General features: G+C 43.7%; 12 protein-coding genes. 3 read left to right on the forward strand and 9 right to left on the reverse strand.

Going from position 1 to position 12816, the window contains the following annotated elements; genetic code table 11:
- The first annotated feature begins 120 nt into the window (after positions 1 to 120).
- The 3 genes from DUL71_RS19775 to DUL71_RS19785 all read left to right on the forward strand — a co-directional run bounded on the left by DUL71_RS19775 (position 121) and on the right by DUL71_RS19785 (position 4443).
- On the forward strand, positions 121 to 1359 hold the full coding sequence (locus tag DUL71_RS19775; RefSeq protein WP_208645605.1) for a DEAD/DEAH box helicase: 1239 nt from the start codon (positions 121 to 123) through the stop codon (positions 1357 to 1359).
- A gap of 85 nt (positions 1360 to 1444) precedes the next feature.
- Positions 1445 to 2440 (forward strand): glycoside hydrolase family 43 protein, encoded by a 996-nt coding sequence (locus DUL71_RS19780; RefSeq protein ID WP_114939699.1) that lies wholly within the window; start codon positions 1445 to 1447, stop codon positions 2438 to 2440.
- Positions 2441 to 2826: 386 nt separating this feature from the next.
- Complete coding sequence (locus DUL71_RS19785; RefSeq protein ID WP_114939700.1) at positions 2827 to 4443, forward strand: aminopeptidase P family protein; 1617 nt, start codon at positions 2827 to 2829, stop codon at positions 4441 to 4443.
- A 90-nt stretch (positions 4444 to 4533) separates the two neighbouring features.
- Here DUL71_RS19785 and DUL71_RS19790 read toward each other — a convergent pair whose 3' ends face one another.
- From DUL71_RS19790 to DUL71_RS19830, 9 genes are all read right to left on the reverse strand, one after another.
- Positions 4534 to 5241: a peptidoglycan DD-metalloendopeptidase family protein gene (locus tag DUL71_RS19790; protein WP_114939701.1), complete on the reverse strand. Its 708-nt coding sequence runs from the start codon at positions 5239 to 5241 to the stop codon at positions 4534 to 4536.
- A 3-nt stretch (positions 5242 to 5244) separates the two neighbouring features.
- On the reverse strand, positions 5245 to 5622 hold the full coding sequence (rbfA, locus tag DUL71_RS19795; protein WP_114939702.1) for a 30S ribosome-binding factor RbfA: 378 nt from the start codon (positions 5620 to 5622) through the stop codon (positions 5245 to 5247).
- A gap of 100 nt (positions 5623 to 5722) precedes the next feature.
- Complete coding sequence (locus DUL71_RS19800) at positions 5723 to 6088, reverse strand: hypothetical protein (protein WP_114939782.1); 366 nt, start codon at positions 6086 to 6088, stop codon at positions 5723 to 5725.
- Positions 6089 to 6103: 15 nt separating this feature from the next.
- Complete coding sequence (locus DUL71_RS19805; RefSeq protein ID WP_114939703.1) at positions 6104 to 7330, reverse strand: FtsX-like permease family protein; 1227 nt, start codon at positions 7328 to 7330, stop codon at positions 6104 to 6106.
- Between the two features lie 60 nt (positions 7331 to 7390).
- Complete coding sequence (locus DUL71_RS19810; protein ID WP_114939704.1) at positions 7391 to 8029, reverse strand: MBL fold metallo-hydrolase; 639 nt, start codon at positions 8027 to 8029, stop codon at positions 7391 to 7393.
- A gap of 638 nt (positions 8030 to 8667) precedes the next feature.
- The gene (locus DUL71_RS19815; RefSeq protein WP_114939705.1) at positions 8668 to 9297 is read right to left on the reverse strand and encodes a SprT-like domain-containing protein; all 630 of its coding nucleotides are present in this window, start codon (positions 9295 to 9297) and stop codon (positions 8668 to 8670) included.
- Between the two features lie 160 nt (positions 9298 to 9457).
- A complete protein-coding gene (gene feoB, locus DUL71_RS19820; protein WP_114939706.1) occupies positions 9458 to 11572 on the reverse strand; it encodes a ferrous iron transport protein B in 2115 nt (704 codons plus the stop codon).
- Positions 11573 to 11583: 11 nt separating this feature from the next.
- A complete protein-coding gene (locus tag DUL71_RS19825) occupies positions 11584 to 11799 on the reverse strand; it encodes a FeoA family protein (protein WP_110586276.1) in 216 nt (71 codons plus the stop codon).
- Between the two features lie 618 nt (positions 11800 to 12417).
- Positions 12418 to 12816, reverse strand: coding sequence for a VanZ family protein (locus tag DUL71_RS19830; RefSeq protein WP_161964472.1), 399 nt, complete (start codon positions 12814 to 12816; stop codon positions 12418 to 12420).

Genomic DNA, 12816 nt, shown 5'->3' on the forward strand with positions numbered 1-12816 from the left:
TAGGCGCCTCCTGTATTTACACGATGATTTTACCCCGCCTTTAACCGTAGTTCATTTAAGGCCAAACAGGATATTTACCATTAAAAATGTATACCTTGCATAATTTACTTATAAGATATAGTGACTTTCCAGGATTTTAAATTTAACGAGCAATTATTTGAAGGTGTAGAGAGTATGGGTTTTGTAAACCCAACCCCCATTCAATCTATGGCTATCCCGGCCATTATGGAGGGGCGCGACCTGATAGCATGCGCTCAAACCGGTACCGGTAAAACCGGCGCCTATTTGCTGCCTGTTTTAAACAGCATCAGCAAAACCAATAAACACCATACCAGTGCCCTTATACTTGCCCCTACCCGCGAGCTTGCCCAGCAAATAGATCAGCAGGTTGAAGGCCTTGCCTATTTTACCGGTATCAGCTCTATCGCTGTTTTTGGCGGTGGCGACGGCATTGTTTACGAACAGCAGCGTCGTGGTATCCAGAATAATGTAAACATTATTGTGGCCACTCCCGGCAGGCTTATAGCCCATCTTACTTCAGGTGTGTTAAAGCTCAATCACCTTACCCACCTGATACTTGACGAGGCCGACCGTATGCTGGACATGGGATTTTCGGATGATATTATGAAGATCATCAGCTACTTGCCTAAAGAGCGTCAAACACTGTTGTTTTCGGCCACTATGCCGGGACGGATCCGTTCATTGGCTAAAGCCATTTTGAAAGATCCGGAGCAGATCAATATCGCCATTTCGCAGCCGGCTGTCGGTATCGATCAACAAGTTTACCGGGTGCATGATCAGCAAAAAACGCCGCTGGTGCAACATATCCTCAAAGATTCGGCATTTACAAGCATCATCATCTTTGCCTCACGCAAGGAGATAGTTAAATCATTATACAAAGAACTTAAGGCCATCAAGATCAACGCCATGTCATTCCACTCCGATTTGGAGCAGAAAGAGCGTGAAGAAATCCTTCTTAAGTTTAAAAACAAACAATTGCCGGTTATTATTGGTACCGATGCCCTTTCGCGGGGTATTGATGTGGAAGGTATAGACCTGGTGATCAACTACGATGTTCCGGGCGATCCGGAAGATTATATCCACCGTATTGGCCGTACAGCCCGTGCAGCAACAACCGGCACCGCTATTACGTTTGTAAACCACCGCGACGAACGTAAGCTTAAGAACATTGAAAAGCTGATAGAAAAGCCTATCAAATTGATGGTATTGCCTGATGAGCTGGCCACCATACAACCGCTTAAGCCAGAGCCTGTACAGGGCGATGCTAAAAAGAAACCCAACCGCAGATGGGGAAAAAAGAAACCAAAGCAGCAAAACACCGGTAACCCAAAAGCATAAGCAACACGGCCGGTGTTGTTTTTTTGAAATAAACTAAAACGTTTTATCTATTTCTATATCTTTAGAACCAAAAATCTGTATCACCATGTTTATCTCAAGAAAAATCATGTTCCTGCTGGGCGCTGGTTTGGCATTGTCATCAATAGCTAATAAGGCTTTAGCGCAGGAGAAAAAAACATCCGGCAATCCCATTGTGGAAGGTTGGTATGCCGACCCTGAAGCTAAGATCTTTAACAAACACTATTGGGTATATCCTACCTATTCGGCAAAATATAACGACCAGGTATTTATGGATGCCTTTTCATCGCCCGATTTGGTTAACTGGACAAAACACCCTCGCATTATTGATACTGCTGCTGTAAAGTGGGCTAAGCGCGCTATGTGGGCGCCGGCCGTGACCGAAAAGGATGGCAAATACTATATCTTTTTTGGCGCTAATGATATCCAGAACAATAATGAAGTTGGTGGTATAGGCGTTGCCGTTGCTGATAAACCGGAAGGTCCGTTCAAAGATCTTTTAGGTAAACCGCTTATCGGGCAGATCATCAATAAAGCTCAACCTATTGATCAATTTGTTTTTAAAGATGATGACGGCCAGTACTACATGATCTATGGTGGCTGGGGGCAATGCAATATCGTAAGATTAAAAAACGACTTTACAGGCATCGAGCCGTTTAAAGATGGCGAAACCTACAAGCTGATCACTCCGAAAGATTATGTTGAAGGTCCGGTTATGTTTAAACGTAAAGGCAAATACTATTTTATGTGGAGCGAAGGCGGCTGGACAGGCCCGGATTACCGGGTAGCCTACGCCATTGGCGACTCGCCGTTTGGTCCGTTTAACCGCATTGGAACAATATTAAAACAGGATGCCAGTATAGCAACAGGTGCAGGTCATCACTCGGTGATCCAGGTACCGGGTAAGGATGAATGGTACATCGTTTACCACCGACGCCCGTTAACCGAAACAGACGGCAACCACCGTGTAACCTGTATCGACAAAATGTATTTTGACAAGGATGGCAAGATCCTGCCGGTGAAAATCACCAATGAAGGTGTAACAGCAAGGAAGATTAAGTAGCCCCCCAGCCCCCTAAAGGGGGAGTTTGCAGTGTACGTAACTCCCCGGAAAAACTTATGAAGTTTCAAAAACTTTTAATTTATGTCATTGCGAGCGATAGCGTGGCAATCTCGTAGCCAATGCATTTTCGAAATGCACAGCTACGAGATTGCCACGTCGCGCCCTGCCGATATCCCTGGCCTGCTCCTCGCAATGACATATTTTGATATAATTTCTGGCAAAACTTACGAAGTTTCAAAAACTTCGTAAGTTTCTCAATCTGCACATCTGAAATCTTCCCATCTGCACATCAATCTTTATTTCCCCCTAAAAGGGTGAGCTTGATAATTCCTGATATTTAGTATCTTAAACCGTTTTTTTTGACTGACATTTATTCCTTTATCATTATGACGCGATCATTTTTTCGGGCATTAGTATTATTACTTGCCCTTGCCGGTAGCAGCCGCTGTTTTGGGCAAGCCGCCGAAAACCTACCCACCGATTATTTAAGCAAAGAATTTCATGCCGGAAGACGACAGGCGCTTCGTGACCTGATGCCCGCTAATTCGGTAACCGTGATCTTCTCCTATCCGGAGCAGGTGTTTTCAAATGATGTTAATTACGTTTATCACCCTAACCCCGACCTGTATTATTTTTCGGGATATAAAGAGCCAAACTCGGTGCTGTTGGTGTTTAAAGATACGCAGGCCGATGGCGACAGCAGTTATAACGAAGTGCTGTTTGTGCGTCATAGAGATGCCGGTCGCGAGCAGTGGACTGGCAGGCGTTTAGGCGTTGAAGGTGCTAAATCACAATTGGGCTTTAAACGCGCTTACAACAGCGAGGATTTCGCGAAGTTCCCGGTTGATTTTAAAAAGTTTACCAATGTATATTATGATACCCTGCCCGAAGATGTTACAGGAGATGGATCGACAGGTGAGTTAAAAAAACTGATAGCTGCTTTTAAAACAAAAGCGGGGATCCCGGATGTTGACAGGCAAGCGGTAAACGATATGAACCTGATTGCCAATCGTACAACGCCGCAAAACTTATCGCGTATGGTTACCTTCTTTAAAAGCAGGTATAATAACGATATAACAAAGGCGAGCCCATTGGTGCAGGAATTATTAGCCAAGCCCGATTCTGTTACACTGATGGCGGTTAAAGCTAAAATAGGTAACACTTTAGGAGGTAATGTAGGTTTCAACACTTTTACAAGCAAGCTGCGCGGCGTAAAAACCACCGAGGAACTGGCTGTATTAAAGAAAGCAGTTCAAATATCAAGCCTTGCACATCTGGAAGTGATGAAATCGGTAAAGCCAACTATGAGCGAACGCGAGGTTGAAGGCATCATGACCTATGTACACAAAAGGTATGGAGCGGAAGATGAAGGTTATCCCCCAATTGTAGGCGCAGGTGCCAATGGTTGTATCCTTCATTACGAAGAAAATTCGGCCACAAAAATCAATAATCAGTTGCTGCTGATGGATGTTGGTGCCGAATATCATGGTTACTCTGCTGATGTTACCCGCACAGTACCTGCCAATGGTAAATTTACTGAAGAGCAAAAAGCGATTTATCAACTGGTGTACGATGCCCAGGAGGAGATTTTTAAGTTATGTAAAGCAGGTGTTCCGTATGCGAGCCTTGAGCAAAAATCGGCAGAGGTATTAGCCGCCGGATTGATCAAACTGGGTATCATCAAAAACGCTTCCGAAGTGCGTAAATACTATCCGCATGGCTGCTCACATCATTTGGGACTTGATGTGCATGACAAAGGCGGCCGCGGTAATTTGGAAGAGAACTGGGTGATTACCGTTGAGCCGGGTATCTATATCCCTGCCGGCAGCCCATGCGATAAAAAATGGTGGAATATTGGCGTACGCATTGAAGATGATGTACAAATTGGTAAAGATGGTGGTACCATCCTGTCTATTGATGCGCCACGTAAATGGCAGGATGTTGAAAAAGCAGCAACCGAGAAAAGCATTTTTGAAGCCGCTAAGTTCCCGGAACTGAAATAGAAGCTTAATCAAAATAGATTCGACATTGCGGGGAAACACTTAGTTTTTTCGCAATGTTTAATAATGATTTATCTGTGTTGGGAAATTAAGTTACCCTGCATTCACCGCGTCCGGAAACCTCAAAATCAAACCCGGATCAGGAATATTCTTTTGCCAGATCTCTTTTTCTGAAAATTTACAAACACCGGGGTAATCGCCCTGTTTACCTTCCATATCAAACATGAGTTGAAAATGCAGGTGCGGTGGCCATTGGCCATTTTCGTCAATATCTCCCAGGGTTGCTATCTGCTGATCTTTAAAAACAGGCATACCAACTAAAAGCCCTTCCAAACTTTTACGGCTTAAATGGCCATACAGGCTATAAAGGGTTAAGCCGTCTAAATCGTGTTGTAAAATGATAGTTGGGCCGTAATCGCCAATGTTGTTATTATCCTGGTAGCTGTGCACCAGGCCATCAAGCGGGGTATAAACCGGAGTGCCTGCATCGCCCCAGATATCAACACCTAAATGTAAGCGCCGGGGCTCATCATCAGCATCAAAATGGCTGCTGAAAGCATAAATGGTGCGGTGCTCCATATAGCCACCAATGCCATAGCGGCAATTATTACCGCGTAGCTTGTTGTTAACCCAGCTGCTAAACAGTGGTGTATTATTAATGACCTCTGCCGTCAGTTCATTGTTGGCGGCAGTAAGGTCAAGTTGGTACAGGCGGTCGCGTTCATGATCAAAATCAACCACTTTGCCAATGGCTTCCGGGTGATTGTTGATAAAGTTTGTTAACAACGCGTGCCGGTCCATTAATTAATTTTCTTCGGTATCGGGCTGGCGTTCTTCTTTGCTTATTTTATCAAAAATCTTGTCCATACGTTCAACGTACTCGCTGGTATCATCAATAAAAAACTCAAGCTGCGGGATGATCCTTACCTGATCTTTAATGCGTGCACCCAGCTTATACCTGATCTCTGAAGCGTGCGATTTGATGGTATGCAAAGCCGTTTGCACATTAGGATTACCTAAAAAGCTTAAAAATATACGGGCTATGGCCAAATCGGGTGTTACACGTACCTTGGTTATGGTTACCAGTGTATTAGGCAAATAATTCATGCCTTCGCGCTGAAAAATAGCTGCAAGGTCTTCCTGTATTACTCCGGCAAATTTTTGCTGACGTTTTGATTCCATTGGTTATTAGTTAACGCCGATAAGGCAGATGAGTGTTTAATGCTTAATGCAAAAGCCTAAGTTATTGTTTTTGGCTTTTATTAACAATGACGGCAGGGTGTTAATTACACACGTCCTGCGGTATCTCTTTGGTTATTTTTACTACTTTTTTTACAACAAGGGTGCTGTCATATTCAGACCCCATTCCTGCTTTGCCCGATTTTGATTTGATGCCTTCTACCTCTACATAAACGGGCTCGTAAGGTTTTTCGAAATTAAGCTGTGAGTACTGCAGCTCTAACTGGGCCGAACTGTCAACAGCCCAAAACTCCTGGCCGCTATCGCAATCTTTGAATGATTTTATTTCGGGGCCGGCGCTGTATAAACCTTTATAAAGCGTAACCTGATCCTTTTTATGGGCATCGTTATTACATGCATAAACAGCAATAACAATAAGCAAGAAAATAGAAACTTTGATGTACCTCATACCCATTTAACAAATTTACAAATCCTGTTTGATTTCATCCAACCCTTTAATACTTAAACGGGCGCTTATACCGGCCGCAATTACCGAAATACCTCCAACGGTTAACAGCACCAGGCCAAAATCCTTAACCTTAAGATCAATAGGGTACGCATCCAACACCGTCATTTTAGCACCCATTTTTATCCAGCCATAATGCTGTTGCAACAGGCAGAAAATGGTGCCCAATATAATACCGATAACGCAGCCAACGGCGGTGATCATCATCCCCTCGAAAAAGAAGATTCCCTGGATCATGTTTTTATTAGCGCCTAATCCGCTTAAAATGGCTATGTCTTTTCGCTTGTCGATAACCAGCATGGTTAACGAGCCAATGATATTAAATATTGCGATAATAAGCACAAAGGTAAGGATCATGTAAACCGCCCAGCTTTCGTAATTGAGGGTTTTATAAAGCTCGCTGTTTTGCTCCTTGCGGTTTTTAACGGTAAAATCCTTACCTATTTTATCAATAATGTCTTTTTGAACGGCATCGATATTGGTGCCGCGTTTAAAATTTATCTGGAGCGAAGACACATTTACGGGTTGGTCAAGCAGGTCGCGGGCAAATTCAATTGGTGTTACGGTTATATCGTCAAACTCCTGCTGTATGGCAAATACGCCCGATGGATTGATGCTGCGAACAACAAACTCATTTAAAGGATTGGCCGAATTTTCGGCATCGCGACGCGGCGAAAATACCTGTATCGGTGTAAGTTCGTCATGTACATTGATGCCTAAAGTACGTTGGATGGTAGCGCCAATTACAGCAAGGTTTTGATTGCCGCTTTTAAGTGTGAACGATCCGCTGGCAATGGTACTGTCGAGTTGCGGGTTTTTTAAAAAATCTTCGCTCACACCCATTACGGTACCCAAAAATGGGTTATCGCCGTATTTGATCAGGGCTTTTTCCTGCAAAACTTCGGTGAAGGAAAAAACGCGGGCATCTTTATGCAATGAGGCAAAGTAGGGCGTATTAGGGTCGAATGTTTTGCCTAGTTTGGCCTCTATCTTCAATTCGGGCGTAAAGTTGCTGTATAACGAAAGAATAACCTTCTCGAAGCCATTGAACACCGAAAGAATAATGAGCAAAGCCGCGCTGCCAATAAGTACCCCCAGCATAGAAATGCCCGAAATGATATTGATAGCATGCATCTTTTTACCCGAAAACAGGTAACGTTTTGCTATGTAAATGGACGTGTTCAATTGTGCGGGGGATTATGCGTTCAGGTTTGCTTTAGTCGATAAACGTTATTAAGCTGTTAACTAAGTTAAAAACGGATTGTTTTGTTTTTCGTAGCCGATGGTTGTTTCGGGGCCATGGCCGGGATAAACGGTAACATCCTCGGGCAGGGTAAACAGCTTGGTTTCGATATTATCTATAAGTAAGCTAAAGTTACCACCCGGTAAATCCGTACGGCCAATACTGTTCCTGAACAATACATCGCCGCCTATCAGGATTTTATCTTCCTTGTCATAAAAACAAAGGTGGGCAGGTGAATGGCCTGGCGCGAAGATCAAATGCAGGGTTGTATTGCCGAAATGGATTGTGCCGGTTTCGGGCAAAAATTCATCGGGCATAGGCGATACATCATAACGGAAACCCATTGATGGGGCATAAGCCACAACAGCGGTCAATGTTTCTGACTCACCAACATGGAAACGGGGTTTAAGCCCGTATTGGTCAAAAACAAATTTATTGCCCAATACGTGGTCAACATGGCAATGCGTATTGAGCAGCATAATGGGTTTTAAGTTGTTGTTTTTGATAAAACTAACCACCGTGTTTTGCTCAGGTGCCGTGTACATGCCCGGGTCAATGATCACGCATTCGCCGGTTTCATCGTACAAAATGTAGGTGTTTTCCTGGTAAGGGTTATTTACAAATGATATAACTTTTGCCATGCGGTAAAAGTACGGAATAAATTGATTGGGTGTTGGGGGAATAAGATTGGCGAAAGGTTGAAGGTGCGTTCGTAATTACAACATAATTAAAGATGTCTGTCATTCTGAGCGATAGCGAAGAATCTTCTTCAACAAGAAGGGCCGTTTTGTATGGTGAAGAAGATCCTTCCTACCCATAACAAGTTTCAAAAAGGGTGTCATGCCGAGCAAGTTCATTAAGTTAAGAGATTAATATACTGCACCAGAGGTGCAAAAGGTTTGTAGAAATCAAATGAATGGCATTTTTTTTGTGTCAGAGGTACACAACTCCGGTGTTTCGTACCTCTGGCACGGTTGTTTTGGGATATAATATTGCTACAGACCTTTACCCCCTCTGGGGGATTTTCCTTAACTTAATGACGTTGCTCCGGGTGACAGCCTATACTTTTGTTGTTGCTCCTTCACAGGCTAACGGGTTTAAATTACTCAGGATGACATAATTAAAACTGGTGTCATGCTGAGCTTGTCGAAGCATAGCGGGTTGGGCCTCTGCGCACAAGTCTTCGACAGGCTCAGACTGACAGCCCTCCTTTTGTCATTTCACCTTCAAATGCGCCGATTCGGCCATTTACAATGACGAGTTTAAATAAAAAAGTCCGCTACGCTGCCGTTGCCCCTTCTATTAACTCTACCTCGGCCACCGGGCTAAACAGATAAACCCTTCGGGTTGCCACCTCGGTGCATTTAAAGCGCTTACGCAGCTTTTCGTCCTTGCGGAACACTCTGCCATCCTTTAGTTTAAACAATGCCTTAAGCGGGATCTTTTCTACCGTTAAAATGGCTTCCGATTCTTTTGGCGGATCATACTTGCGCAGTGAACGGTATAGGTTCAAATCCGAGCAGCTTGACGCGGCCGGATTATCCAGGTAGTTTACGATGGCCTTTTTAATATCAGGCGGAAAAATTTCCTTTTCAAAAAATGGCTGCATCATTTTTTTGAAATTGTTTTTCCATTCGGTTCCGTGGGGTTTGGCATTTTGTTTATGCTCGTTCCAGGTATGCAGGTGCGCAAACTCGTGCACGGTGGTTACCAAAAACGCATAGGGATTAAGATCATAATTAACCGAGATCCGGTGACCTTTACCTCCGTAAGGTGAACGGTAATCGCCAAATTTGCTGTTGCGGTTACGCGAAATTTTAAATTCGCATTTGAAGTAGTCAATCCACCGGGCAATAAGCGGGGCCGCTTCTGCCGGTAAATATTTCTCTAAAACTTTTACTTTATCCAATGTTTACCTCAACACAAATATAAGGTTTTTGTGGCGTATAGTTCATAGATCAAGGTTCATAGCTTTTTTGTTATTGTTCTATGACTTAAGCAAAAAATTAAATGGGATACTAAAAAGCTTTTACCATGAACCATCAACTATGATCCATGAACTAAAAAAGCTACTTCAGCCAGTGATATACAATAAATGATGCCGTATAAGCCAACGCCGTCATATAGGCAAACTGGGCAGCAGGCCATCGCCAGTCTTTGGTTTCACGGTAAACAACGGCTACTGTACTGGCGCATTGCATGGCGAAGGCATAAAACATCATAAGCGAAAACGCCACCGCCAGCGTAAACACGGGCTGACCGGTTTGCGGATTTTTGGCCTCGTGCATTTTTTCCTGTACCGATTGCAGCTTATCCGCATCGCCCTCAACGCTGTAAATGGTGGCCATGGTGCCCACAAATACCTCTCGCGCGGCAAATGAACTAATCAGCGCTATGCCTATCTTCCAGTCGAAGCCAAGTGGCTTAATAACGGGTTCAATAACATGACCAAACACACCGGCATAAGAGTTTTCCAGTTTCTCCGAGGCGATGACTTTGGTCAGGCTGTCCGGAGTCATGGTTTTGGTATACTGAGGTTGGGCGTACTGCTTATCTATCCGGGCAAACCTGTCGCCTGGACCGTATGATTTCATTACCCATAATATCACGGATACAGCTATGATTACTTTACCGGCCTGCAGTACGAAGGTTTTTGAACGGTCGTACATGGTAAATATCACGTTTTTCCACCTTGGCATACGGTAAACAGGCAGCTCCATAATAAAGTAACCACGCTCGCGGGCTTTCAGGATAAATTTCATCACAAAGGCTACGATGATAGCCGAAAAGATACTGAGCACGTACATGGCCGTAAGCGCTAAGCCCTGCAGGTTAAATACCCACCAAACATTACGGTTAGGCACAACCAACGCAATCAATAACGTATAAACCGGTAAGCGGGCAGAGCAGGCCACCAATGGTGTTACCATGATGGTGATCATCCTGTCTTTCCAGTTTTCGATGGTGCGGGTGCTCATGATAGATGGCACCGCGCAGGCAAAACCGCCGATAAGCGGCACTACCGATTTTCCGTTCAAGCCCACCTTGCGCATCACCTTATCCATCATGAACGTAACACGCGACATGTAGCCGGTATCTTCCAAGATAGAAATAAGGGCGAACAGAATGGCTATTTGCGGTATAAACACCAATACCCCGCTCAGGCCGGCAAGCACACCATCGATGATCAAACTGCTCAGCGGGCCTGCTGGCAATACTTTAGCAGCACCGGCCTGTAGCCAGATAAACAGATCTTCGATGAGCGACATCGGGTATGCCGACCATGAAAAAATAGCCTGGAATATGAACAGTAAAATGGCGAAGAAGATCACAAAGCCAAATACTTTGTGCGTAAGGATCTTGTCTATTTTGTTGCTGATGGTTTCATCATGGGCCGCTTCGGGCTTGGTGACCGTATCGTAAAGCAGGTCATTAATAAAATTATAGCGGGCAATGGTTTCTGTAGCCTGCGCCTTTTGCGAGTGGAAGGAGTGCTCCTGCTCCAGTTGCTCAATGCGGTCGCTTTCGGTGGTTGAAAGATAGCTCAGTGTTTCATGCTGGTGGGCAAGCTGCAGGGCTACATAAGGATTGTCAACCTGCATCTCCCCTTTTATCTGCGCTATTATGCCCGGAGCGATGCTTTCAATATCAATGGTATCCTGTTGCAGCGCTACGCTGTTGGCAAACGCAATGGCATTTTTGAGTTTATCGATACCTGTATTTTTCCTTGCAGAGATAGGTACGACAGGCACACCCAGCTTTTTGGCAAAAAGATCGATATTAATTTTGATGCCTGCTTTTTCAGATACATCGATCATGTTGAGTGCCACCACAACGGGGATCTTCAAATCAGCTATCTGGGTATAAAGCAGCAGGTTTCTTTTAAGGTTTGATGCGTCAAGGATCACCACTACCAGATCGGGCACCATGCCTTTTGACTTATCGGCCAGTACCGAAAATACAATGGATTCGTCTTTACTTTTTGGGTAGATGCTATAGGTACCGGGAAGATCAATGATTTCGGCCGTACGACCGTCGGGCAGGGCGCAAAAACCTGTTTTTTTATCAACAGTCACCCCCGGAAAGTTTCCGATTTTTTGATTTAACCCGGTTAGTATATTAAAGAGAGTTGATTTACCGGTGTTGGGATTTCCTACAAGTGCAACTCTTATATCGGCTTTCAATGCTTACAAAACTACTGCAAAATGATGGTAGACGCTTCAAACCTGCGTAAGCTAAGCTGATAGCCTGATACGCTGATGGCAATAGGATCGCCAAGGGGGGCAATACGCGAAATGCGCACCTCTTCGCCGGGTAAACAACCCATCTCCATCAGTTTTACCGACATTTCAAGATCGGTAAATTCCTTTACGATACCAGTTTCGCCTACTTCCAGTTGTGACAGCTTCATCATTTATAATATAAAACGTAGCAAATGTAAGCTTATTTATATTAAATCCAAATAAGACGAGTAATGATATGCAGATTTTAAATGTGCAGCTGTGCAAATGACTTTAGCGTGAAGTTTGGAGGGAAATAAGACAGATTCCAGATGTGCAGATTTCAAATGTGCAAACGACTTTTTAATGCTATCGATTTTGCTTTTTCTGCTTTTACTGACATGATCCCGTCAGTGTTCAATTTTTAAAAAAGGATTGTTCAACTTTTAATTTCTAAAAAATGCAAGTCGCTGATTATCAAAGATGATTTGTTCATGTTTGATAATCAGTCAATAGTTGTTGAAATTAATTCTCTGATTATCAGCGGTGTTTTTGTTGGAAATAATTGCAAGTGTTTACACTTTAAAAAATTGAACACTCATAAATTGAATAGTAACTGTGCTTTGCCAGTAGGTTAAGCAATCATTTGCACATTTAAATAAAATCTGCACATCTACGCCATCATTTGCATAGTGTCTTTGGAATCTGCCGCTTTAACTTTCCCGAAATGCGGGCAGCCGCATCCTTTGTGAAAAATACCACATGATGATATTGCCATTAACAGCAGCGCGCCTAATAAAATAACCAGTTTATTTTTTTTCATTTTTTCCAATCGCCTCAATAGTCAGCATAACACTAAAAACGCCCATGCAGGCACCCAGTACATCACAAAAGAGATCGTTCCAATCACCAGTACGCCAGGTAAAAATGGAGACCTGCAGTATTTCGATAAGCCCCCCAAAAATTATGCTGACAGTCCAAATGATGAACATGCCTGTATACGTAAGTCGCTTAGGCTTTTGTTGCCTTATTACGCCAAAGCAAACCAATACAATCAGCGTGAAAAATAAACCGCAATGCGTTAGTTTATCAAAGCCTTCAAAAAACAACGGCGATTTATCAACTGAGTCGAGATGTACCGAGCAGATCACTAAAACAAATAAGGCCCACAAAATAGCGGGCCCGTGATATTTTAAAAACAGCTTCAT

It is taken from the genome of Mucilaginibacter endophyticus (assembly GCF_003351025.1).
In the GTDB taxonomy this organism is placed as follows: Bacteria; Bacteroidota; Bacteroidia; order Sphingobacteriales; family Sphingobacteriaceae; genus Mucilaginibacter; species Mucilaginibacter endophyticus.

Excerpts from the sequence above, each read along its gene's own strand:
- DUL71_RS19800 (WP_114939782.1), bottom strand. The coding sequence starts at position 6,088 with ATGAGGTACATCAAAGTTTCTATTTTCTTGCTTATTGTTATTGCTGTT.
- DUL71_RS19810 (WP_114939704.1), bottom strand. The coding sequence starts at position 8,029 with ATGGCAAAAGTTATATCATTTGTAAATAACCCTTACCAGGAAAACACC.
- DUL71_RS19790 (WP_114939701.1), bottom strand. The coding sequence starts at position 5,241 with ATGGACCGGCACGCGTTGTTAACAAACTTTATCAACAATCACCCGGAA.
- DUL71_RS19785 (WP_114939700.1), top strand. The coding sequence starts at position 2,827 with ATGACGCGATCATTTTTTCGGGCATTAGTATTATTACTTGCCCTTGCC.
- DUL71_RS19830 (WP_161964472.1), bottom strand. The coding sequence starts at position 12,816 with ATGAAGCTGTTTTTAAAATATCACGGGCCCGCTATTTTGTGGGCCTTA.
- DUL71_RS19780 (WP_114939699.1), top strand. The coding sequence starts at position 1,445 with ATGTTTATCTCAAGAAAAATCATGTTCCTGCTGGGCGCTGGTTTGGCA.
- rbfA (WP_114939702.1), bottom strand. The coding sequence starts at position 5,622 with ATGGAATCAAAACGTCAGCAAAAATTTGCCGGAGTAATACAGGAAGAC.
- DUL71_RS19825 (WP_110586276.1), bottom strand. The coding sequence starts at position 11,799 with ATGAAGCTGTCACAACTGGAAGTAGGCGAAACTGGTATCGTAAAGGAA.